The organism is Enterobacter asburiae, from assembly GCF_001521715.1.
GTDB classification, from domain to species: domain Bacteria; phylum Pseudomonadota; class Gammaproteobacteria; order Enterobacterales; family Enterobacteriaceae; genus Enterobacter; species Enterobacter asburiae.
The window spans coordinates 1051727-1071918 of sequence record NZ_CP011863.1 but is presented as its reverse complement, the minus strand read 5'-3'; the positions used below and the strand labels follow the sequence as shown (position 1 = coordinate 1071918).

The 20192-nt window shown below is 56.1% G+C and carries 28 protein-coding genes and 2 pseudogenes; 29 read left to right on the top strand and 1 reads right to left on the bottom strand.

Annotated elements, in window-relative coordinates:
- The first annotated feature begins 30 nt into the window (after window positions 1-30).
- From ACJ69_RS05350 to add, 22 genes and pseudogenes are all read left to right on the top strand, one after another.
- Window positions 31-1107: a V-type ATP synthase subunit I domain-containing protein gene (locus ACJ69_RS05350; RefSeq protein WP_059346623.1), complete on the top strand. Its 1077-nt coding sequence runs from the start codon at window positions 31-33 to the stop codon at window positions 1105-1107.
- Window positions 1108-1114: 7 nt separating this feature from the next.
- The gene (gene gamL / locus ACJ69_RS05345) at window positions 1115-1396 is read left to right on the top strand and encodes a host nuclease inhibitor GamL (RefSeq protein WP_054830131.1); all 282 of its coding nucleotides are present in this window, start codon (window positions 1115-1117) and stop codon (window positions 1394-1396) included.
- An 18-nt stretch (window positions 1397-1414) separates the two neighbouring features.
- Window positions 1415-2260, top strand: coding sequence for a phage recombination protein Bet (bet, locus tag ACJ69_RS05340; RefSeq protein WP_059346621.1), 846 nt, complete (start codon window positions 1415-1417; stop codon window positions 2258-2260).
- Window positions 2257-2937: a lambda exonuclease family protein gene (locus ACJ69_RS05335; RefSeq protein WP_059346619.1), complete on the top strand. Its 681-nt coding sequence runs from the start codon at window positions 2257-2259 to the stop codon at window positions 2935-2937. The genes bet and ACJ69_RS05335 overlap by 4 nt, the downstream gene beginning before the upstream one ends.
- On the top strand, window positions 2934-3362 hold the full coding sequence (locus ACJ69_RS05330; RefSeq protein ID WP_054830133.1) for a hypothetical protein: 429 nt from the start codon (window positions 2934-2936) through the stop codon (window positions 3360-3362). Before ACJ69_RS05335 ends, ACJ69_RS05330 begins: the two co-directional genes overlap by 4 nt.
- Window positions 3359-3523, top strand: a complete 165-nt coding sequence (locus ACJ69_RS25445) for a hypothetical protein (protein WP_167347073.1) — start codon at window positions 3359-3361, stop codon at window positions 3521-3523. Before ACJ69_RS05330 ends, ACJ69_RS25445 begins: the two co-directional genes overlap by 4 nt.
- Window positions 3520-4839: pseudogene (locus ACJ69_RS05325) on the top strand (DNA cytosine methyltransferase); the annotation flags it as partial. The gene ACJ69_RS25445 and the pseudogene ACJ69_RS05325, both read left to right, overlap by 4 nt.
- Window positions 4828-5430 carry a phage N-6-adenine-methyltransferase gene (locus ACJ69_RS25905; RefSeq protein WP_320204344.1) on the top strand — a complete coding sequence of 201 codons (603 nt, stop codon included), beginning with the start codon at window positions 4828-4830 and terminating at the stop codon, window positions 5428-5430. The pseudogene ACJ69_RS05325 and the gene ACJ69_RS25905, both read left to right, overlap by 12 nt.
- Window positions 5427-5645, top strand: a complete 219-nt coding sequence (locus ACJ69_RS05320) for a hypothetical protein (protein WP_054830134.1) — start codon at window positions 5427-5429, stop codon at window positions 5643-5645. The genes ACJ69_RS25905 and ACJ69_RS05320 overlap by 4 nt, the downstream gene beginning before the upstream one ends.
- On the top strand, window positions 5642-5959 hold the full coding sequence (locus ACJ69_RS05315; RefSeq protein WP_054830135.1) for a hypothetical protein: 318 nt from the start codon (window positions 5642-5644) through the stop codon (window positions 5957-5959). Before ACJ69_RS05320 ends, ACJ69_RS05315 begins: the two co-directional genes overlap by 4 nt.
- On the top strand, window positions 5956-6147 hold the full coding sequence (locus ACJ69_RS05310) for a DUF1382 family protein (RefSeq protein ID WP_054830136.1): 192 nt from the start codon (window positions 5956-5958) through the stop codon (window positions 6145-6147). The genes ACJ69_RS05315 and ACJ69_RS05310 overlap by 4 nt, the downstream gene beginning before the upstream one ends.
- Before the next feature lie 91 nt (window positions 6148-6238).
- Window positions 6239-6664 (top strand): hypothetical protein, encoded by a 426-nt coding sequence (locus ACJ69_RS05305; protein WP_054830137.1) that lies wholly within the window; start codon window positions 6239-6241, stop codon window positions 6662-6664.
- Between the two features lies 1 nt (window position 6665).
- Complete coding sequence (locus ACJ69_RS05300) at window positions 6666-6884, top strand: TraR/DksA family transcriptional regulator (protein WP_054830138.1); 219 nt, start codon at window positions 6666-6668, stop codon at window positions 6882-6884.
- Window positions 6881-7225 carry a phage protein NinX family protein gene (locus tag ACJ69_RS05295; protein ID WP_054830139.1) on the top strand — a complete coding sequence of 115 codons (345 nt, stop codon included), beginning with the start codon at window positions 6881-6883 and terminating at the stop codon, window positions 7223-7225. Before ACJ69_RS05300 ends, ACJ69_RS05295 begins: the two co-directional genes overlap by 4 nt.
- Window positions 7203-7442: a DUF4222 domain-containing protein gene (locus ACJ69_RS05290; RefSeq protein WP_054830140.1), complete on the top strand. Its 240-nt coding sequence runs from the start codon at window positions 7203-7205 to the stop codon at window positions 7440-7442. Before ACJ69_RS05295 ends, ACJ69_RS05290 begins: the two co-directional genes overlap by 23 nt.
- A gap of 9 nt (window positions 7443-7451) precedes the next feature.
- On the top strand, window positions 7452-7643 hold the full coding sequence (locus tag ACJ69_RS05285) for a hypothetical protein (protein ID WP_054830141.1): 192 nt from the start codon (window positions 7452-7454) through the stop codon (window positions 7641-7643).
- Between the two features lie 8 nt (window positions 7644-7651).
- Entirely contained in the window at window positions 7652-7888 is a 237-nt protein-coding gene (locus tag ACJ69_RS05280; RefSeq protein WP_153251231.1) for a hypothetical protein, read from the top strand.
- 112 nt (window positions 7889-8000) lie between these two features.
- Window positions 8001-8249 (top strand): excisionase family protein, encoded by a 249-nt coding sequence (locus ACJ69_RS05275; protein ID WP_054830143.1) that lies wholly within the window; start codon window positions 8001-8003, stop codon window positions 8247-8249.
- 32 nt (window positions 8250-8281) lie between these two features.
- Window positions 8282-9562: a site-specific integrase gene (locus ACJ69_RS05270; protein ID WP_059346617.1), complete on the top strand. Its 1281-nt coding sequence runs from the start codon at window positions 8282-8284 to the stop codon at window positions 9560-9562.
- 44 nt (window positions 9563-9606) lie between these two features.
- A pseudogene (gene malX / locus ACJ69_RS05265) lies at window positions 9607-11013 on the top strand (maltose/glucose-specific PTS transporter subunit IIBC); the annotation flags it as partial.
- A gap of 48 nt (window positions 11014-11061) precedes the next feature.
- On the top strand, window positions 11062-12234 hold the full coding sequence (locus ACJ69_RS05260) for a MalY/PatB family protein (protein ID WP_059346614.1): 1173 nt from the start codon (window positions 11062-11064) through the stop codon (window positions 12232-12234).
- Between the two features lie 96 nt (window positions 12235-12330).
- Window positions 12331-13332, top strand: a complete 1002-nt coding sequence (gene add, locus ACJ69_RS05255; RefSeq protein ID WP_029740308.1) for an adenosine deaminase — start codon at window positions 12331-12333, stop codon at window positions 13330-13332.
- Between the two features lie 52 nt (window positions 13333-13384).
- On the opposite strand, the gene ACJ69_RS05250 is transcribed toward add, so the two are convergent.
- On the bottom strand, window positions 13385-14425 hold the full coding sequence (locus ACJ69_RS05250) for an oxidoreductase (RefSeq protein WP_059346612.1): 1041 nt from the start codon (window positions 14423-14425) through the stop codon (window positions 13385-13387).
- Between the two features lie 243 nt (window positions 14426-14668).
- On the opposite strand from ACJ69_RS05250, the gene blr reads away from it, so the two are divergent.
- From blr to rsxD, 7 genes are all read left to right on the top strand, one after another.
- A complete protein-coding gene (gene blr / locus ACJ69_RS05245) occupies window positions 14669-14794 on the top strand; it encodes a division septum protein Blr (RefSeq protein WP_168112406.1) in 126 nt (41 codons plus the stop codon).
- A gap of 231 nt (window positions 14795-15025) precedes the next feature.
- Window positions 15026-15241, top strand: a complete 216-nt coding sequence (gene ydgT / locus ACJ69_RS05240; protein WP_013096896.1) for a transcription modulator YdgT — start codon at window positions 15026-15028, stop codon at window positions 15239-15241.
- An 86-nt stretch (window positions 15242-15327) separates the two neighbouring features.
- A complete protein-coding gene (locus ACJ69_RS05235) occupies window positions 15328-15768 on the top strand; it encodes a DUF2569 domain-containing protein (protein ID WP_029740310.1) in 441 nt (146 codons plus the stop codon).
- Between the two features lie 75 nt (window positions 15769-15843).
- Window positions 15844-16425, top strand: a complete 582-nt coding sequence (gene rsxA / locus ACJ69_RS05230; RefSeq protein WP_014883581.1) for an electron transport complex subunit RsxA — start codon at window positions 15844-15846, stop codon at window positions 16423-16425.
- Window positions 16425-17003, top strand: coding sequence for an electron transport complex subunit RsxB (gene rsxB, locus ACJ69_RS05225; RefSeq protein WP_059346611.1), 579 nt, complete (start codon window positions 16425-16427; stop codon window positions 17001-17003). The genes rsxA and rsxB overlap by 1 nt, the downstream gene beginning before the upstream one ends.
- Entirely contained in the window at window positions 16996-19131 is a 2136-nt protein-coding gene (rsxC, locus tag ACJ69_RS05220; RefSeq protein WP_059346609.1) for an electron transport complex subunit RsxC, read from the top strand. Before rsxB ends, rsxC begins: the two co-directional genes overlap by 8 nt.
- Window positions 19132-20184: an electron transport complex subunit RsxD gene (gene rsxD / locus ACJ69_RS05215; RefSeq protein WP_047648002.1), complete on the top strand. Its 1053-nt coding sequence runs from the start codon at window positions 19132-19134 to the stop codon at window positions 20182-20184.
- Window positions 20185-20192 lie beyond the last annotated feature (8 nt).

The following is a 20192-nucleotide window of genomic DNA, read 5'->3' as shown; positions in this document are numbered from 1 at the left end:
GATCTGCACATCCAAATTTCAGGAGAAACTATGAGCGAAGTAACGGATTTAGTCGTCATTGAGAAACAGAACGCAATGGCGGTATTCACCACCAAAGAGCAGCTCGACCCGATTATTGAGGCGATCGAGAAAGAAGCTCGCAGCCTGGTGCCGGATGTGTCGACCCGCAAAGGCCGCGACGCTATCGCATCCATGGCGCACAAGGTTGCCCGTTCCAAAACTTACATCGACAACGCCGGTAAGGACCTGGTTGCTGAGCTTAAAGCCCTGCCGAAGCAGATCGACGAAAGCCGGCGCATTGTGCGTGAGCGGCTGGACGCGCTGAAGGATGAAGTGCGCAAACCTCTCACTGAATGGGAAAACGCCGAGTCGGCAAGAAAGGACGCATTGCAGCAGCGGCTTGCTGATTTGCGATCCCTGGCTGATGTGATTGATGGCGTGGGTAGCTATCTGCCGTCAGTTGAAATTCAGCAGCGCATTGAGTCAGCAAAAGCCGTTGCACTTGATGAAAGCTGGCAGGAAGCAGCAGCTGAAGCTGGCGTGGCTAAAGACGCCACCATCCAACAACTCGAATCTGCCCTAATCGTCGCAAAACAGCGTGAGCATGAAGCTGCAGAGCTTGAGCGCCTTCGTAAAGAAGCGGAAGAAAAAGCTCGACTGGAACGTGAGGAAAATATTCGACGGGAAGCAGCTGAACGGGCCCGCCGAGATGCCGAAGCGAAGCACAAAGCGGAGATTGAAGCCGCAGCGCGCCGTGAAGCTGAAGAGAAAGCACGTGCAGAGCTGGCTGAACGCCAGCGCATTGAAGCGGAACAGCGTGCGGAACGCGAGAAGCAGGAAGCAGAAGAGCGTGCACGACGCGAAAAAGAAGAAGCCGTTGCCGCCGAGCGCCGCCGCCTGGAAGAGGCAGAAGCCGCCCGTCTGGCCGAAGAGCAGCGCAAAGCTGAAGAAGAAGCCCGCCGCGCCGCAGACAAAGAGCACCGCCGCACCGTCAATCGTCGTGTCTACGCAGATCTGATTGCTCAGGGCATCCCAGAAGAATACGCACAGAAAGCAGTGCTGGCGATCGCTGGCGGCAAAGTGCAGGACGCGCACATCAAATATTGAGGCAACCATGAACGCATACCTCACTTACGACCGTATCGAAGACCGGCGCTGGGCTGAACAGCAGCTCATCGACGAGAAAGAGAAGTGGATCGACGACCGGGCGAAAGAGCTGATCGCCATGTTCCCGAAATATGCTCTGCAAATGAGTAGCCTGTTTCTCCCAAAAGAAGCGCAAATGGCACTAGTCGGTGAAAAGGCAGAGGAAGCCTATAACGACTATGTCACACGCATCTGTTACGACCGCGCCGAAGAAGAGTGGGATCGCCTTCATCCAACCTGCCCGTTTTAATTTTTGAGGGGATTAACGATGGCAAACGAATTAACAATCACGGCGAGTGCGCTGGCGGAAAAAGGTATCGACGTCGCTACCTGGAGCGCGCTGAAGAACAGTATCTATCCTGGCGCCAAAGACGAATCGGTAATGATGGCGCTCGATTACTGCCGTGCCCGCCAGTTGGATCCGTTGCTGAAGCCTGTTCACCTCGTGCCGATGAGCGTCAAAGACTCAAGAACGGGTAAAAGCGAATGGCGTGACGTGGTAATGCCGGGCATCGGGCTTTACCGCATTCAGGCGGACCGCTCAGGTGATTATGCCGGTGCCAGCGAACCAGAGTTCGGGCCAGACACGACTCAGATGCTCTCTGGTGTCGAAGTAACTTTCCCTCAGTGGTGCAAATACACCGTCTACAAGCGCATGCCCAGCGGCGAGATCGTCGAGTTCAGCGCCAAAGAATACTGGATTGAAAACTATGCCACCGGCGGTCGCGACACCACGGCGCCGAATGCAATGTGGAAAAAGCGCCCATACGGCCAGCTGGCGAAATGCGCAGAAGCCCAGGCGTTGCGTAAAGCATGGCCTGAGATTGGACAGCAGCCTACCGCCGAAGAAATGGAAGGTAAATCACTGGACGTAGATATCCGTGACGTCACGCCGCGCAACACCACTGAAGCACTTCCACCAGCAGCAAGCGAAGAAACGCTGCAGGCGATAACCGATCTCTTAACGACCCTGGATAAAGACTGGGAGAAAGACTTCCTCCCTTTGTGCAGCGACATCTTCAAACGGCCAATTCTTGAGGCGTCAGACCTCACTGAAGAAGAGGCACAGAAAGGGTTCAACTTCCTTCAGAAAAAAGCTAAGGCGGCAGCATGACACCCGAAATTATCCTGTCCCGGACTGGCATTGACGTAACCACGATCCAACAGGGCGATGAGGCGTGGCACCGGCTGCGCCTCGGCGTTATCACAGCCTCCGAAGTGCACAACGTCATTTCCAAGCCGCGCTCTGGAACCAAATGGACGGGCATGAAGATGTCCTACTTCCACACCCTACTCGCCGAGGTTTGCACCGGCGTCGCGCCAGAGGTTAACGCCAAGGCGCTGGCCTGGGGAAAACAGTACGAGGAAGACGCCCGCACCCTCTTCGAGTTCACCACCGACGTGAAAGTCACGGAGTCTCCGATCCTGTTCAGTGACGAGAGCATGCGCACCGCGTGCTCCCCTGACGGCCTTTGCAGTAACAATTTCGGCCTTGAGCTGAAATGCCCGTTCACCTCCCGCGACTTCATGAAATTCCGCCTCGGCGGTTTTGAAGCCATCAAGTCAGAGTACATGGCTCAGGTGCAGTACAGCATGTGGGTTACCGGAAAAGACGCCTGGTTCTTTGCAAACTACGACCCGCGCATGAAGCGCGAAGGTATTCACCACGTCGTCGTTGAGCGGGATCCGCAATACATGACCGATTTCAACGAAATGGTGCCTGAGTTCATCGAGAAGATGGACGAGGCGCTGGCGGAGATCGGATTCACGTTCGGGGAACAGTGGAAATGAAACGCACGCCCTTCTACCGCAGGCCCGGGCGAACCGGGCAATTCTCCGGCCTTCGTGAGCGCGTTATCTGGATGATTCAAACGCGTGGCCGCCCGGTCACCGGCAGCGAAATCGCTGAGAAGTTTGGCGTAACGCTCATCGAGTTTAACCGGGTTGCCAACGGTATTACACGCGGCGCCGGACAGATAGCGCAGATCGTTGAGTCGGAGAAATGGCTCAACGAGGACGGCATCTGCGACCGTACATTCGAGCTGGCAACGAAGCCAAAGGTCATAACGCCGCAAGGAAAATCGCGCCTGTTCACCCGGCGCGCTATAGAGCAATCGCAGGAAGGCAGACGGCAGGAGTGCATAGCGCGTGCCGCGCGCCGTAGCCGCCTAATTGCTCAGGGCCTCTACATCGACGAAATGGAGTCAGTGCTATGAAAGCGTGGTCACTCGAAGAGCTTGCGCTGCTGTGGCGGCACTCAAACGCTGAAGTCGCAGAGATTACCGGCCGCAGCATTGAAGAGGTCGGAGATAAGCGGCTGCAAACCAATATTGAGCGTAATTGCTGGGATGTTAACGATCCGGAGCGTGCATCATGAAATACGGAAGCGTGTGCAGCGGTATCGAAGCTGCCAGCAAAGCGTGGGAACCTCTCGGCTGGAAACCTGCCTGGTTCTCTGAAATCGAACCATTCCCATCCGCAGTCCTCGCCCATCACTGGCCGGAAGTAACCAACCTCGGCGACATGACCAAAATCGCCGATGCGGTACGCGCTGGTGAAGTTGAAGCGCCTGATGTTCTGGTCGGTGGTACGCCTTGCCAGGCATTCAGCATCGCCGGCTTACGTGAAGGCCTGTCTGACGACCGAGGCCAGTTAACCCTCTCTTACGTGGAATTAGCCAATGCAATCGACGCAAAGCGCCGCGAACGCGGTGAGCCAGAAGCAATCATCGTCTGGGAAAACGTCCCCGGCGTGCTCAGCAGCAAAGACAATGCCTTCGGGTGCTTTCTGGCAGGACTTGCCGGAGAAAGCAGTGAATTGCAGCCAGCAGGGGGAAAATGGACGCACGCAGGTTGTGTGTCTGGACCAGAAAGGGTTATCGCCTGGCGTGTCCTTGATGCTCAATTTTTCGGAGTGGCCCAACGACGCCGCCGTGTGTTCGTTGTCGCAAGTGCTCGAAAAGGATTCGATCCCGCAGCGGTACTTTTTGAGCTCGACAGCGTGCGCCGGGATTCTGCGCCGCGCCGAGAAACGCAAAAGGCTGTTGCCGCCCTTACTGCACGAGGCGTTGGAACGTGTGGCGCTGACGACAATCAGGCACAAGCAGGACACCTGATAGCTGAGTGCGCTAATGGTGACGTTAGCCACACATTAAAGGGTGAAGGGTTTGATGGCAGTGAGGACGGAACCGGGAGAGGTGTCCCAGTTGTGGCTTTCGGCGGCGGAAATACCAGTGGAAACATCGATGTTGCAGCCTGCCTGACAGCGAAAGGACAGAGAATAGACTTTGAAGTGGAAACTTTCGCAGTGCACGGCACGCAGGATCCTGACACCAACCGAGAACTGGCGCACACTCTTGGACGCAACAACGGACAGGAAAACGCGATAGTTACTGAACCATTCACATTGGCAATCCGTGGGCGATCAGAAGGAAGTACGGTCGAAGTGAGAAATGACGGCACAGCCAACGCGCTGTTGACGCCGAATGGCGGCCGTGCAGGCATGGGTGTAGGGGCTATCGGGTGGGGTATGCAGGTTCGCCGCCTAACACCGATTGAGTGTGAGCGCCTTCAGGGCTTTCCTGACAATCACACTCTGATCGGCTGGCGCGGAAAGGATGCTGATGAATGTCCGGACGGGCCACGCTATAAAGCCATCGGCAATAGCATGGCAGTACCGGTAATGCGCTGGATTGGTGAGCGCATCGCCGCCGCGCTGCCAGCAGAGAAGTTGAGTGGTGATTATGGCGGAAGTAAAACACCGCTCGACCAGCGCGACCTCTGGCGCACTCCGCCAGCCCTCTTCGCTTCCCTTGATGCTGAGTTCTGCTTCCAGCTTGATGCCGCAGCCGCACCGCATAACGCGCTGTGCCGGAAGTTCATCACCGCCGAGCAGAACACGCTGGAAATGCCCTGGGCTGATTACCTGAGTATTCCCGGCTACGTCTGGCTGAACCCACCTTACAGCGACATTACGCCGTTCGTTAAGAAGGCCTCTGCCGAGAGCACCAATCAGATCGGCACGGTCATGCTGGTTCCGGCAGACACATCGGTTGGCTGGTTCAAGGAAGCGATACAGACCGCCAGCGAGGTTCGTCTCATCACCGCCGGGCGGCTGGCATTTATCAACCCGGTCACCGGAAAACCAGTATCAGGAAATAACAAAGGGTCGATGCTCATCATCTGGCGACCGTACCCGCGTACACACTGCCACTTCGCAACTGTGGACCGGGACGAGCTGATGGCTTTCGGGGCGAAACTTCTCGCCCGCCGGGAGGCCGCATGACGCCAGCAAATGAAAACGCCATCCGCGCAGCCTGCCGCCGCTGCACCGAGGAAATCCAGCAGGCCATGCGCAAGAAGCCAAAGCCTAACTGGAACGAAACGGTGCCTCCCATCATCAACAAGCATCACAAGAAAATTGAAGCTCTTGGAGTTGGCCTCCTGGAGTTCGTCGTCAAAACTGGCCGCCTTAACGGGCGGTTTGGAGCCGAACAATGACAACAGAATTTAAAGCCCTACCCGTCGAACGCGACCAATACGGTTACTGGACTCACCCGCTTTACGATGAATTTTGCGATGGCCGCGAATCCATATCGCCCATTGAGTTCAACGCATGGCTGGAGAAGAACGGCCTCGAGTGGAAAGTGGAGTACCGCGATGAGGATGACGTCGATCCCGATGTGGACGGTTATGACATCTCAGCGTGGCAGCCCGAACCCCCAGCCGGTGATGGTTGGTTTGTCGGTTCAATTCACGATACTGAAGATGGGGCGGTCTGCATCTGGCTGCGGCACGCTGGCGGTGCGGCATGAAAAGAGCCTCACCAGTTGATTTGAGGAAAAGCCTCGAAATTGCCAACCACCTGGCGCACATCGGGATTCGCTTTGTGCCGATCCCGGTGGCGACCGAGGAAGAATTCCAGACGCTGGCCACCGAGCTATCTCGACGGCTTGAAAATATGGCGGTCGAAGCCGAAAAGAATGAAGGCGGTGCCGCATGAAGGCACTAATCACCCGGGAGCTTAAAGCTCCCTTTTTATTGCTGGCGTTCACCTTCAACCGAATTAACCGACAGTTCCGGGAGCACTGATTATGGCTCGCCACAAATTCACTAATCGCAAAGCTCGCATTGAAAAGAAGTTCAGCAAAACGGCAATGGACCTTCTTATTCAGCTAAGGCCACGCAGCATCAACCGGGAAGATTTCAGTCTGGAATATGATGATTTCAAAGGGCGTCACGGCACCGTCTACCACGACGAATGGCATCTATGGGATTCGCCGGATTACTGGACTGGTGAGTGCGATAGCTACGATGCCTTTTTCGTTCTCCATGACAACTTGATTACTCAGACTCACGACTTTGAAGGCGAGATGGACGCACGGAATGAGGCTGGCTGGGACGCGGAAATCGATATCGCTCAATTCTGCTCACCATGGCGGTTAGGTAACGTGACTCGCGCTCAAATCATCAGACACTGCCGGAAGCTTGTATCTGCTGGCATAAGTTGGGACGCATAACATGGCAGATTTTGCAGACGACGCATCAGCCGTCGAAGAGTTGCAGCGTGATGCTGCGTTGAGTGCTCACCGGATTAACCGTGATGCGGTATCGGCAACGCACTGTAGTGATTGCGGTGAGAATATCCCGGAGTTGCGCCGGGTGAAGGTGCCGGGATGCCAGCGATGCGCCAGTTGCCAGCAGGATGAAGAATTACGCATGAAGCATGGGAGGCGATGATGGATTACTCAGGTTTGCACGACGCTGAAATCAACATGAAGGTGTGCGCTGCTCTCGGCCTTGGCCTTAGCAGTTATGCGCGGATTATCCGCCAGGGTGACGCTTCGATCCTTCTTGATGACAATAAAACTCTGGTCGACTACTGCAACAACCCGGCGGACGCATGGCCGATTATCTTTTCTAACAGGATAGGCATTGTTCCGGGAACAGCTACTGACAAGTGGGCGGCGCATCATGGCGACTGGAATATTGCCACCGCTGATGCCAACCCGCTTCGTGCAGCGATGACCGTATTCCTCCTTATGCAGGAGTCAGCCAATGTTCAGGATAATCCAGCCTAATACGTGGTATGCCGATTTGTTTGGCTCACCATGCAAAATCTTCCGCGCCACTCATGAAGTCGTCCACTACACCCGAAAGGGTCGCCGCGGCATCGCCAGCATGATGCGCTTTCAAAACGAATTTGAGCCACTGACCAAAGCAGAGGCTGAGCGTATCGAAGAAGAAATCGAAACAGCAGATCACATTAAACGGCTGCGCGCTATGCGTGCGGCATGAGGAGAGATTATGCGCATCACCATGACGGTTAGCTCAACGCTGGATATTGAGAGCGCCATAACCGCCCTGCGCAAGTTCATCAGCGAGAAGAAGCCAGATGATGGTACGAGAGATGTGTGGGGAATCGGCATTACCGGCGGTACCTACTTTGAAGTGGGAGTTAAGCCGAATGGCAATTACACGGTTAAGCAGCAGTATTGAGGAGAGATATGAGCACTATTCAGGATATTCGCAACCAACTGGCAACCATAGCTACAGAGGCGCACAAGGTGGCGTGCTCTCTGGATGTTGGTGATGAGCGCACCGAAGCATTTGAACTATACGAGGCATTACGGCGACTTCAGCGTCATGGCGCTGCAACCGACATGCTTGCCGCTACCAATCCATTGCTATCTCACTGCTGTGAAGATGACGATGAAGATTGGTGGGACGATGAAGACGACTAACGCAACTGATAGCTGATTCACTGAGTCGGCTATTGGGTACGAATGCACTGCCACGCTACCCCCCCCCCTTCAGCCCTCCATTGCGAGGGCTTCTTTTTGCCTGGAGAAAACCATGAGCGACATTATTCAGCTGGTACCGAATAAATGGGTCACAGAGGAACTTTTAACTGCGACAACTGGCATGTCAAAGCACATGATTCAGCATGCCCGCCGGTCAACCTGGATGGAGGGAAAGCATTATCGTCATGTTTCCCCTGATATGGCACCCAAGCAAAACAGCCCAATCATGTATAACCGCGATGAGATAAACCACTGGATCGAGCACCAAAGCCCAGCGAAACGCCGGAGAATATCTGCTTAAATGTCCTTTGGCACATCAAACGAGGAATGATTATGGCAGTATACCCAACAGGCGTAGAGGTTCATGGCGAATCGTTACGCATATGGTTCATATATCAGGGGAAGCGTGTCAGGGAAAATCTCGGCGTTCCTGACACGCCAAAAAACAGGAAAATGGCAGGAGAACTTCGGGCTTCAGTCTGCTTTGCGATAAAGACAGGCACATTCAATTATGCCTCGCAATTCCCTGATTCATCGAACGCAGAGAAATTCAGCACTGTCAGAAAGCAAATCTCACTACTTGAACTGAAATCGAAATGGCTTGGGCTTAAGGAGATGGAGCTTAGCCTCGGGACGTTGAGGCGTTACGATTGCCACCTCACAACCACTATCGAAACAATTGGTGAGCACAGGTATATCGGCAGCCTGAACACTGAAGATATCCTTAGTGCCAGGAAGGAGCTACTGAACGGCTGGCAGAAGACCAGACATGGCCTAAATCATCCACCCAAAAAGGGAAGAAGCGTTCCTACAGTCAATAGCTATATGGCATGTCTTGGCGGGATGCTGGGCTTTGCTTTCAAAAGTGGCTACCTGAAAACCGATCTGATGGCAGGCATCACCCCACTTGCAAAAGAAAGGCCCGTTCCAGATCCTCTTACTTCTGATGAGTATCAGCGAGTGGTTGCGGCCTGCCCAACGCTACAGTTTCAGAATATGGTTATCTTTGCGGTAAATACAGGCGTCAGGCATGGCGAACTAAGCGCGTTAGCCTGGGAGGATGTGGATACCGTTAACTGGACTGTTACGGTGTCACGGAACTATTCCCTGAAGGGTAACTTCACCCTGCCAAAAACCAACGCCGGGATTCGAACCATACAGCTGACCCAGCCAGCAATTGATGCCCTCAAGGCGCAAATGCCACTGACCAGAATGATGGCATCCCACAAGGTAAGCGTCAGCCTACGGGAATACAAAAAAAAGAGAACCGATGAATGCACCTTTATATTCTCCCCGTCGATTACTTCAATGAACGGTAAGAAGACGATGTGCTACGTTCCCGGATCCATTAATTCAGCATGGCGCACTGCCCTGCGTCGTGCAGGCGTCCGGCAAAGACGGTCTTATGAAACAAGAAACACATATGCGTGCTGGGCACTGGTCGCCGGAGCGAACCCAAATTTCGTTGCGCACCAGATGGGACATTCGTCAGCGCAAATGCTATTCACGGTTTACGGCAAATGGATGACCGAGAATAACCATGACCAGGTGGGCATTTTGAACGCATCATTTACTCAAAATGCCCCACTGATGCCCCATAGAAAAACCGCATAACCTTAACTATCTGATTTAAAATATCAATTTCACTTCAATCATGATTCATCTGGATGAGTAAAGTCGGCTCCTTTGCGTTTAGCTTCCTGCCCGTGATGTTCTGTATCGCTATCCCGCTGGGCCTGGCGCGCGAGAACAAAGGCGTCGCGGCGTTTGCCGGGTTTGTGGGCTACGCCGTGATGAACCTCGCGGTTAACTTCTGGCTGACTGCAAAAGGCATTCTGCCGACCACCGACGCCGCCGTGCTGAAAGCCAACAACATTCAGAGCGTGATCGGTATCCAGTCTATTGATACCGGGATCCTCGGGGCAGTGATCGCGGGTGTGATTATCTGGATGCTGCACGAGCGCTTCCACAATATCCGCCTGCCGGATGCCCTGGCCTTCTTCGGCGGTACCCGCTTTGTGCCGATTGTTACCCTGGTCGTGATGGGTCTGTTCGGTTTAATCATTCCGCTGATCTGGCCGGTCTTTGCGATGGGCATCAACGGTATTGGCCGCATCATCAACGGCGCGGGAGATTTCGGTCCGATGATCTTCGGCACCGGCGAGCGTCTGCTTCTGCCATTTGGCCTGCAGCATATTCTGGTGGCCCTGATTCGCTTCACCGAAGCGGGCGGTACGATGGAGGTGTGCGGTCACGACGTGAGCGGCGCGCTGACCATCTTCCAGGCGCAGCTGAGCTGCCCGACCACCCACGGCTTCTCCGAAAGCGCCACCCGCTTCCTGTCCCAGGGTAAAATGCCTGCGTTCCTCGGCGGCCTGCCGGGTGCCGCGCTGGCGATGTACCACTGCGCGCGCCCGGAAAATCGTCATAAAATTAAAGGCCTGCTCATTTCCGGCGTGATCGCCTGCGTCGTGGGCGGTACCACCGAGCCAATCGAATTCCTGTTCCTGTTCGTCGCACCGGTGCTGTACCTCATCCACGCGGTGCTGACCGGTCTGGGCTTTACCGTGATGGCGGTGCTGGGCGTTACCATCGGCAACACCGACGGCAACGTGATCGACTTCGTGGTGTTCGGCATCCTGCACGGCCTGTCCACCAAGTGGTACCTGGTGCCGGTCGTGGCGGCTATCTGGTTCGCGGTGTACTACGGCATCTTCCGCTTCGCCATCACCCGCTTTAACCTGAAAACGCCTGGCCGCGATACCGATACGGCAAGCAGCGTTGAACAGGCGGTTGCCGGGACCGTGGGCAAGTCTGGCTATAACACCCCGGCCATTCTGGCGGCGCTGGGCGGTGCGGATAACATCACCTCTCTCGATAACTGCATTACCCGCCTGCGTCTGTCGGTGGCGGATATGTCAAAAGTGGATACCAACGCCCTGAAAGCCAACCGGGCCATCGGCGTGGTACAGTTAAATCAGCACAATTTGCAGGTGGTTATCGGCCCGCAGGTCCAGTCAGTGAAGGATGAGCTGGCAACCCTGATGCGAACAGTAGAAGCCTGATGCCTCAGCCCCCTCTCATGAGGGGGTTTTACTTTAAGGATTAACGTCATGTTTGATTTCTCTACCGTCGTGGATCGACACGGCACCTGGTGTACGCAGTGGGACTACGTCGCCGACCGCTTTGGCGCGGCCGACCTGCTGCCCTTCACCATCTCGGATATGGATTTCGCCACCGCGCCCTGCATTACCGACGCGCTGCATCAGCGCATCAATCACGGCGTGCTGGGCTACAGCCGCTGGAAGAACGATGAGTTTCTCGCCGCCGTCGCGCACTGGTTCCAGCAGCGCTTTAACAGCACGATTGATACGGAAACCGTCGTTTATGGTCCTTCCGTTATTTACATGGTGTCAGAGCTGATTCGTCTCTGGTCACACCCCGGCGACGGTGTGGTGGTTCACACCCCGGCATACGACGCGTTTTACAAAGCTATTGAAGGGAATGCGCGTCATGTGGTGCCCGTGGAGATGGAAAAGCATGCCGCAGGCTGGCAGGGAAATATGGCGGCGCTGGAAGCGGCGCTGGCGAAACCTGAAAACAAGATTTTACTGCTGTGCAGCCCGCAAAACCCAACCGGCAAGGTCTGGACGCGGGATGAGCTGACGCAGATGGCGGAGCTGAGCGCACGCTATGACGTGGCGGTTATCAGTGATGAAATCCATATGGATATGGTGTGGGGAGAGCATCGTCACACGCCGTGGAGCGCGGTGGCGCGCGGTAAATGGGCGCTTCTCACCTCCGGCTCGAAAAGCTTTAATATTCCGGCATTGACGGGCGCTTACGGCCTGATCGGCGATGACGCGAGCCGTAACGGCTACCTCAGCGCGCTAAAAGGCCGGGACGGACTCTCTTCCCCTTCCGTGCTGGCGCTGACGGCGCATATCGCCGCCTATCAGCAGGGAGCGCCGTGGCTGGATGCCCTGCGGGGTTATCTGGAAGAGAATCTGTTGTATATCGCACAGGAAGTAAACCGCGCCTTTCCGAAGCTGAACTGGCGGCCGCCCGAAGCGACCTATCTGGCCTGGATTGATCTGCGCCCGCTGAACATTGACGATCGGGCGCTGCAAAAAGTGCTGATCGAGCAGCAAAAAGTCGCCATCATGCCGGGATATACCTACGGCAAAGTGGGAAACGGTTTTGTTCGCCTGAACGCCGGCTGTCCGCGCAGCAAGCTTGAACAAGGGGTGCAACGCCTCATTGCCGGTATTAACACGCTCCTTTAATCGATTTGCGCAACGGAATATTCCCTTGCGCAAATAGCTTTTTACCCCGTTTTGTTTTTATAATATGGCGCACTTTAACCAGAAAAGAGTGCGACCATGATTGATACACGCCTGCCTTTAACTGATATTCATCGTCACCTTGACGGTAACATTCGTGCCCAAACCATCCTCGATCTTGGCCGCCAGTTCAATTTATCGCTTCCTGCGCAGACGCTTGAGTCGCTGATCCCTCACGTACAGGTGACCTCCAGTGAACCGGATCTGGTCAGCTTCCTGAGCAAACTCGACTGGGGCGTGAAGATGCTGGCCTCGCTGGATGCCTGCCGCCGCGTGGCGTTTGAGAACATTGAAGATGCGGCCCGTAACGGCCTGCATTACGTCGAGCTGCGCTTCTCGCCGGGCTATATGGCGATGACCCACAGCCTGCCCGTTGCAGGCGTGGTGGAAGCCGTGATTGAAGGCGTGCGCGAAGGATGTAAAACCTTCGACGTTCAGGCCCGTCTGATTGGCATTATGAGCCGTACGTTCGGTGAAGCCGCCTGCCTGCAGGAGCTGGAAGCGCTGCTGGCCCATCGCGATGCCATCACCGCCGTCGACCTCGCCGGTGACGAGCTGGGCTTCCCGGGCAGTCTGTTCCTCTCCCACTTCAACCGCGCGCGCGATGCCGGCTGGCACATTACCGTGCATGCGGGTGAAGCGGCTGGCCCGGAAAGCATCTGGCAGGCCATCCGCGAGCTTGGCGCCGAGCGTATCGGTCACGGAGTGAAGGCGGTAGAAGATCGCGCCCTGATGGATTTCCTGGCGGAGCAGCGTATCGGGATTGAGTCGTGCCTGACGTCTAACATTCAGACCAGCACCGTGGCAACGCTGGCGCAGCATCCGCTGAAAACGTTCCTTGAGCACGGCGTGCTGGCCTCGCTGAACACTGACGATCCGGCTGTACAGGGCGTGGATATCATCCACGAATACAACATCGCCGCACCACAGGCGGGTCTGAGCCGCGAGCAGATCCGTCAGGCGCAGATCAACGGGCTGGAGATCGCCTTCCTGACGCCTGAAGAGAAGCAGGCGCTTAAAGATAAAGTGGCTCGCGGTTAACACCGTTGCCGGGTGGCGCTGACGCTTACCCGGCCGACAAAATATTAAAAAATTATGCCAGACAGAGCGTGGCGCGATGTTTGGCAGATTCAATACCCAGCTCAATCAGCTCCATAATTTGAATCGCCTGGCTGGCCGGAACCGGATTTTCGCCCGTGCCGTTCAGCGCATCGCGGATGCCCGCATAATAGGCCGGATAGTTGCCCGGGATCGTCAGCAAGGTCTCCTCTACCAGTTCCTCACCTTCCACCCGCGTTATCACGCCGTCGCGCATATCATAGCCCCAGTCTTCCTGCGGCAAACGTTCTCCGCTTTTCAGCCGGTCCTCCTGCGGATCGAGGCCAAACTTCACGTAGCTCCCGCGCGTGCCGTGAATAATGTAGCGGGCCGATTCCGCGGCCGCGACCATCGTGCCGTGCAGCACAATCCGCCGCTGCGGGTAGCTGAGCACCGCGTGGAAGTAATCAGTCGTCTGCGCTCCGGGCCGGAGCTGGGCCAGATCGACCGTCATGCTCACCGGCAGACCAAAAAGATTGACGGCCTGATCCAGCAGATGCGGGGCTAAATCGTACCAGATGCCGCTGCCCGGACCAGCCTGCTCGCGCCAGCGGTTTCGTATCTGCGGACGGAAGCGGTCAAAGTGCGATTCAAAAAAGAGGATCTCCCCTAGCGTGCCTTCACTGAGAAGCCTTTTTACCGTCAGAAAGTCGCTGTCCCAGCGTCGGTTATGGAACACCGACAGCAGCCTGCCCAGACTCTTTGCCAGCGCATCCAGTTCGCGAGCCTGAGACAGGGTGACGGTAAAGGGCTTATCGACCACCACGTGCTTACCAGCCTCCAGCGCGGCCTTTGCCAGTGGGAAGTGGGTGTCGTTCGGGGTGGGGATAACGATTAAATCAATATTCGGATCGTTGAAAAGGTGTTTTGGCTCAGAGACAACCGGCACGGAGGGCCAGTCGGCATGGACTTTAGCGGCATCGCTGCTGGATACCGCAGCCAGGGTCATCCCCGGCGTTCCGGCTATCAGAGGCGCATGAAACGTTTTGCTTGCATACCCGTATCCGATAAGCCCAACGCGGATATTATCACTCATAGTGCCGTCCTCTTTTATGACGTTCTTATTTCACACTGGCTAGCCTGGCATTACCACAGATTAATAATGTGCCATATGACTTAAAATAGCAGGTTGTACGGGTTGTTTTTGTTACATAGTATTAACCCACTGATTTTGTTTAAGGGAACCGTTCCCAAAGCGCTTGCCGTCGGGGAAACGTCGCTGTAACATTTGCGACCTGTATTTATGGATAAAGTACAACTACGAATCATGACGTCAATTATTAATCGAATCATTGAATTAGCGGGATGGATTGTCCTTGGGGTTTCGGTCATTTTGCTGGGCGTTGCCAGCCATATCGATAACTACCAGCCGCCGGAGCCTGTCACAGTCGCCCAACCTAAGTAACCGGTTACTGCAATAAAGAGTGACATAATATGTCAGTTACTTATTGCCAGCCCTGGTGAACACGGTTAACCTTCTCTTCCAGGCATCGTCTGATGCCTGAATTTCAGCAAAGAAAACTCCTAATTTCGTCGCGTTACCTGAGTGGGCTGTTTACGTCTTTATTAATCCGTTTATTATTCGAACGAATTACCTTAACTGGTATTACTCACTTTTATATGGAAACTTATTAATATGACAGTTCAGGACTATTTATTAAAATTTCGCAAGATCAATTCGCTTGAGAGCCTGGAAAAACTGTTTGACCATCTGAACTACACCCTGTCGGATAATCAGGACATCATTAATATGTATCGCGCCGCTGACCATCGCCGTGCGGAGCTGGTTTCCGGAGGTCGTTTGTTCAACGTGGGTGAAGTGCCTAAGTCCGTATGGCGTTACGTTTTATAAGAAAGTAGCCATCCGCGCGAAATGTTATATACTCTCCGCCCTGCAAACTGGCTGTACAACATTTCGCGCAGATTATGGGAGAGTTCATGACCGCAACGCCTGGAGATCGCATTGGAGGCTGGTTAATCGCCCCACTGGCATGGCTGCTGGTTGCCTTATTAAGCGCATCGCTTGCGCTGCTGCTGTATACCACCGCACTGATTACCCCTCACGCCATCCAGACCCTGATGTCGCAAAGCGTGCTGAATATTGCGATGTGGTTTGTGTCGTTCGTTTTCGCGATTGGAATGTGGTACTACACCCTGTGGTTGACCATTGCCTTCTTTAAGCGCCGCAAAAGTGTACCTAAACACTACATTATCTGGCTGCTGATTTCGGTTCTGCTGGCGGTGAAAGCGTTTGCTTTTTCGCCCGTATCAGACGCTCTGGCCGTTCGTCAGCTGCTTTTCCCGTTACTGGCCGCCGCGCTTCTGGTCCCCTATTTCAAGCGTTCGACGCGGGTGAAAAACACCTTCGTGAACCCGTAATAACCTTACAGATAACCTGTTGTCGCCTGCGTGGGTTTGTCCGATAATAGGCGGCTTTTTATTTCAGGCTAAATAATGACCGATTACTTACTGCTCTTTGTCGGCACCGTGCTGGTTAACAACTTCGTTCTGGTGAAGTTCCTTGGCCTGTGCCCGTTTATGGGCGTGTCCAAAAAGCTGGAAACGGCGATGGGCATGGGGCTGGCGACGACCTTCGTCATGACGATGGCGTCCATCTGCGCGTGGTTGATTGATACCTGGATCCTCATCCCGCTGGGGTTAATCTACCTTCGTACGCTGGCTTTTATTCTGGTCATTGCAGTTGTTGTGCAATTTACTGAGATGGTGGTGCGTAAAACCAGCCCGGCCCTCTATCGCCTGCTGGGTATCTTCCTGCCGCTGATCACCACCAACTGCGCCGTTCTCGGCGTTGCGCTGCTGAACATCAACCTTGGCCATAACTTCATGCAGTCGGCGCTGTACGGTTTTTCCGCCGCCGTCGGTTTCTCATTTGTTATGGTCCTGTTCGCGTCGATTCGCGAGCGTCTGGCGGCAGCGGATATCCCTGCTCCCTTCCGCGGTAACGCGATTGCGCTGGTGACCGCGGGTTTAATGTCTCTGGCCTTTATGGGCTTTAGTGGTCTGGTGAAGTTGTAATGAATGCTATCTGGATTGCCATCGCCTCTATCAGCGTCCTGGGGTTGGTGTTTGGCCTTATCCTGGGTTACGCCTCCCGCCGTTTCGCGGTAGAGGACGATCCCGTTGTTGAAAAAATTGATGAGCTTTTGCCGCAAAGCCAGTGCGGGCAGTGCGGCTACCCGGGCTGCCGTCCCTACGCTGAAGCGGTAGGCATTCAGGGTGAAAAAATTAACCGCTGCGCCCCCGGCGGCGAAGCGGTGATGCTGAAAATTGCGGCCCTGCTCAACGTCGATCCGCAGCCCGTTGATGGCGATGCGGAGGTGCAGGAGCCGGTCCGTGCCCTGGCCGTGATCGACGAAGCCAACTGCATCGGCTGTACCAAATGTATTCAGGCCTGCCCGGTTGACGCCATTGTTGGCGCCACCCGCGCCATGCACACCGTTGTGGCGGATCTGTGCACCGGCTGTAACCTCTGCGTGGCCCCCTGTCCGACGCAATGTATTGAGCTGCGCCCGGTTGCAACGACTACCGAAAGCTGGAAGTGGGATCTTCAAACCATTCCGGTTCGCATCATTCCTGTGGAACAACATGCTTAAGTTATTTTCTGCTTTCAGAAAAGAGAAGATTTGGGACTTTGACGGCGGTATTCATCCACCGGAAATGAAAACCCAGTCCAACGGCACGCCGCTGCGTCAAATTCCGCTGGCGACGCGTTACGTCATGCCGCTCAAGCAGCATATTGGCGCTGAGGGCGAGCTGTGCGTGAAAGAAGGCGATACGGTTCTTCGCGGTCAGCCGCTAACCTTTGGCCGTGGACGCATGCTGCCGATACACGCCCCCACCTCCGGTAAAGTGGTGGCGATTGCCCCTCATACGGTGGCTCATCCATCCGGGCTGTCGGAGCTGAGCGTGATCATTGAAGCCGACGGCGAAGACCGCTGGATCGATCGTGACGGCTGGAGCGACTACCGCAGCCAGAGCCGCGAAGCGCTTATCGAGCGAATTCATCAGTTCGGCGTCGCCGGGCTGGGCGGCGCGGGCTTCCCGACCGGCGTCAAGCTGCGCGGCGGGGGCGATAACATCCAGACGTTGATTATCAATGCCGCCGAGTGCGAGCCGTACATCACCGCAGACGATCGTCTGATGCAGGATTGCGCCGCTCAGGTGGTGGAAGGAATCCGAATCCTTGCGCACATTCTGCAGCCGCGGGAAGTGCTGATTGGTATCGAAGACAATAAGCCGCAGGCCATCTCGATGCTGCGCGCCGTGCTGGCGGGCAGTCATGATATTAGCCTGCGCGTTATCCCGACCAAGTACCCTTCTGGCGGCGCAAAACAGCTGACGCAAATTCTCACCGGCAAGCAGGTGCCGCACGGCGGACGCTCTTCGGATATTGGCGTGCTGATGCAAAACGTCGGCACCGCCTATGCGGTGAAACGCGCGGTGATTGACGGCGAGCCGTTGACCGAGCGCGTGGTGACGCTGACCGGCGAGTCGGTTTCCCGTCCGGGCAACGTCTGGGCGCGTCTGGGTACGCCGGTGCGCCATCTGCTGGAACAGGCTGAATTTTGCCCGGCCAGCGACCAGATGGTGATCATGGGCGGCCCGCTGATGGGCTTTACGCTGCCGTGGCTGGACGTTCCGGTAGTGAAAATCACGAACTGTCTGCTCGCCCCTTCCCCAACCGAAATGGGTGAAGAACAGGAAGAGAAAGGCTGCATCCGCTGCAGCGCCTGTGCCGATGCCTGCCCGGCGGATCTCCTCCCGCAGCAGCTGTACTGGTACAGCAAAGGCCAGCTGCACGACAAGGCAAAATCCCATAACCTGGCCGACTGCATTGAATGCGGTGCCTGCGCCTGGGTCTGCCCAAGCAACATTCCGCTGGTGCAATACTTCCGCCAGGAGAAGGCCGAGATTTATGCCATTTCCATGGAAGAAAAACGCGCCGCGGAAGCCAAGGCACGTTTCGAAGCGCGTCAGGCGCGACTGGAGCGCGAAAAAATCGCCCGTCAGGAACGCCACAAGCAGGCCGCCGTTCAGCCTGTCGGGAAAGATCAGGACGCGATCAACGCCGCACTGGCTCGCGTTCGCGAGAAAAAAGCCGATGCCGCCCAGACGGTGGTGATCCAGGCCGGGGAAAAACCGGATAACAGCGAAGCGATTGCCGCCCGCGAAGCGCGAAAGGCTGCGGCTCGCGCGCGTCAGGCGGAAAAAGCGCAAACGGTTCAGGCAGATACTGAGGTCGACCCGCGTAAAGCGGCCGTTGAAGCGGCGATTGCCCGCGCCAAAGCCCGCAAGTCGGGTGAGCAAAGCGTGGTCATCGAGCAGGATGCGGTCGATCCGCGCAAAGCGGCCGTCGAAGCGGCAATTGCCCGGGCCAAAGCCCGTAAGGCTGCGCAGCAGGCACCAGCGGCAGTATCAGAAGCAGAAGCGCCACCGGTCGACCCGCGCAAAGCGGCCGTTGAAGCGGCTATAGCCCGGGCCAAAGCCCGTAAGGCTGCGCAGCAGGCGCCAGAGGCAGCATCAGAAGCAGAAGCACCACCGGTCGACCCGCGCAAAGCCGCCGTCGAAGCGGCGATTGCCCGCGCCAAAGCCCGTAAGGCGGCGCAACAGGAAGAGCAGCCGCAGGCCGCCAACGATGACCCGCGCAAGGCCGCCGTCGCCGTCGCCATTGCGCGCGTTCAGGCGAAGAAAGCCGCACAGCAAGCCGTAAACGAGGATTAAATGGTTTTCAGAATCGCAAGTTCCCCCTACACCCACAACCAGCGGCAGACATCGCGCATTATGATGCTGGTCTGCCTGGCCGCGCTGCCGGGCATTGCCGTTCAGTGCTGGTTTTTCGGCTGGGGAACCCTGTTCCAGATAGCCCTGGGCTGCGCCAGCGCCGTCGCGGCGGAAGCACTCGTCCTGAAATTGCGTAAGATGGCGGTTTCACGCATTCTTGCCGACAACTCCGCGCTGCTGACCGGCCTGCTGCTGGCCATCAGTATCCCGCCTTTCGCCCCATGGTGGATGGTGGTCCTTGGTACCGTGTTTGCCGTGATCATTGCCAAACAGCTGTACGGCGGGCTCGGTCATAACCCGTTTAACCCGGCGATGATTGGCTACGTGGTGCTGCTGATCTCCTTCCCGGTGCAGATGACCAGCTGGCTGCCGCCGCACGAGATTGCCGCCACTGTTCCGGGCTTTATGGATGCCCTGCACGTGATCTTTACCGGCCATACGGCGCTCGGGGCTGATATGAACGCGCTGCGCATGGGCGTGGACGGCATCAGTCAGGCGACGCCTCTCGATACCTTTAAAACGTCCTTGCATGCCGGGCACAGCGTTGAGCAGATCATGAAATCCGCGATTTACAGCGGCATGCTGGCGGGTGCAGGCTGGCAGTGGGTCAACCTGGCGTATCTGCTGGGCGGCCTGTTCCTGCTGCAGCAGAAAGCCATTCGCTGGCATATTCCGGTCAGCTTCCTCGTGACGCTGACGGTTTGCGCGACGCTGGGATGGGTCTTCTCTCCTGAATCACTCGCCAGCCCGCAGATGCATTTGCTCTCCGGTGCGACCATGCTAGGTGCCTTCTTTATCCTGACGGACCCGGTCACTGCGTCAACGACTAACCGCGGCCGCCTGATCTTCGGCGCGCTGGCGGGCCTGCTGGTATGGCTGATCCGCAGCTTTGGCGGTTACCCGGACGGCGTTGCGTTTGCCGTCCTGCTCGCCAACATTACCGTTCCGCTCATCGACTATTACACGCGTCCGCGCGTGTACGGACATCGCTAAGGGTTTCG

Excerpts from the sequence above, each read along its gene's own strand:
- ACJ69_RS05235 (WP_029740310.1), top strand. The coding sequence starts at position 15,328 with ATGACCGCAACGCCTGGAGATCGCATTGGAGGCTGGTTAATCGCCCCA.
- rsxA (WP_014883581.1), top strand. The coding sequence starts at position 15,844 with ATGACCGATTACTTACTGCTCTTTGTCGGCACCGTGCTGGTTAACAAC.
- bet (WP_059346621.1), top strand. The coding sequence starts at position 1,415 with ATGGCAAACGAATTAACAATCACGGCGAGTGCGCTGGCGGAAAAAGGT.
- rsxC (WP_059346609.1), top strand. The coding sequence starts at position 16,996 with ATGCTTAAGTTATTTTCTGCTTTCAGAAAAGAGAAGATTTGGGACTTT.
- rsxB (WP_059346611.1), top strand. The coding sequence starts at position 16,425 with ATGAATGCTATCTGGATTGCCATCGCCTCTATCAGCGTCCTGGGGTTG.
- gamL (WP_054830131.1), top strand. The coding sequence starts at position 1,115 with ATGAACGCATACCTCACTTACGACCGTATCGAAGACCGGCGCTGGGCT.
- ACJ69_RS05330 (WP_054830133.1), top strand. The coding sequence starts at position 2,934 with ATGAAACGCACGCCCTTCTACCGCAGGCCCGGGCGAACCGGGCAATTC.
- ACJ69_RS05250 (WP_059346612.1), bottom strand. The coding sequence starts at position 14,425 with ATGAGTGATAATATCCGCGTTGGGCTTATCGGATACGGGTATGCAAGC.
- ACJ69_RS05315 (WP_054830135.1), top strand. The coding sequence starts at position 5,642 with ATGACAACAGAATTTAAAGCCCTACCCGTCGAACGCGACCAATACGGT.
- ACJ69_RS05295 (WP_054830139.1), top strand. The coding sequence starts at position 6,881 with ATGATGGATTACTCAGGTTTGCACGACGCTGAAATCAACATGAAGGTG.
- ACJ69_RS05350 (WP_059346623.1), top strand. The coding sequence starts at position 31 with ATGAGCGAAGTAACGGATTTAGTCGTCATTGAGAAACAGAACGCAATG.
- ACJ69_RS25905 (WP_320204344.1), top strand. The coding sequence starts at position 4,828 with ATGCGCTGGATTGGTGAGCGCATCGCCGCCGCGCTGCCAGCAGAGAAG.
- ACJ69_RS05260 (WP_059346614.1), top strand. The coding sequence starts at position 11,062 with ATGTTTGATTTCTCTACCGTCGTGGATCGACACGGCACCTGGTGTACG.
- ACJ69_RS05280 (WP_153251231.1), top strand. The coding sequence starts at position 7,652 with ATGAGCACTATTCAGGATATTCGCAACCAACTGGCAACCATAGCTACA.
- ACJ69_RS05305 (WP_054830137.1), top strand. The coding sequence starts at position 6,239 with ATGGCTCGCCACAAATTCACTAATCGCAAAGCTCGCATTGAAAAGAAG.
- ACJ69_RS25445 (WP_167347073.1), top strand. The coding sequence starts at position 3,359 with ATGAAAGCGTGGTCACTCGAAGAGCTTGCGCTGCTGTGGCGGCACTCA.
- ACJ69_RS05270 (WP_059346617.1), top strand. The coding sequence starts at position 8,282 with ATGGCAGTATACCCAACAGGCGTAGAGGTTCATGGCGAATCGTTACGC.
- rsxD (WP_047648002.1), top strand. The coding sequence starts at position 19,132 with ATGGTTTTCAGAATCGCAAGTTCCCCCTACACCCACAACCAGCGGCAG.
- ACJ69_RS05335 (WP_059346619.1), top strand. The coding sequence starts at position 2,257 with ATGACACCCGAAATTATCCTGTCCCGGACTGGCATTGACGTAACCACG.
- ACJ69_RS05275 (WP_054830143.1), top strand. The coding sequence starts at position 8,001 with ATGAGCGACATTATTCAGCTGGTACCGAATAAATGGGTCACAGAGGAA.
- ACJ69_RS05285 (WP_054830141.1), top strand. The coding sequence starts at position 7,452 with ATGCGCATCACCATGACGGTTAGCTCAACGCTGGATATTGAGAGCGCC.
- ACJ69_RS05310 (WP_054830136.1), top strand. The coding sequence starts at position 5,956 with ATGAAAAGAGCCTCACCAGTTGATTTGAGGAAAAGCCTCGAAATTGCC.
- ACJ69_RS05290 (WP_054830140.1), top strand. The coding sequence starts at position 7,203 with ATGTTCAGGATAATCCAGCCTAATACGTGGTATGCCGATTTGTTTGGC.
- ACJ69_RS05320 (WP_054830134.1), top strand. The coding sequence starts at position 5,427 with ATGACGCCAGCAAATGAAAACGCCATCCGCGCAGCCTGCCGCCGCTGC.
- ACJ69_RS05300 (WP_054830138.1), top strand. The coding sequence starts at position 6,666 with ATGGCAGATTTTGCAGACGACGCATCAGCCGTCGAAGAGTTGCAGCGT.
- ydgT (WP_013096896.1), top strand. The coding sequence starts at position 15,026 with ATGACAGTTCAGGACTATTTATTAAAATTTCGCAAGATCAATTCGCTT.
- add (WP_029740308.1), top strand. The coding sequence starts at position 12,331 with ATGATTGATACACGCCTGCCTTTAACTGATATTCATCGTCACCTTGAC.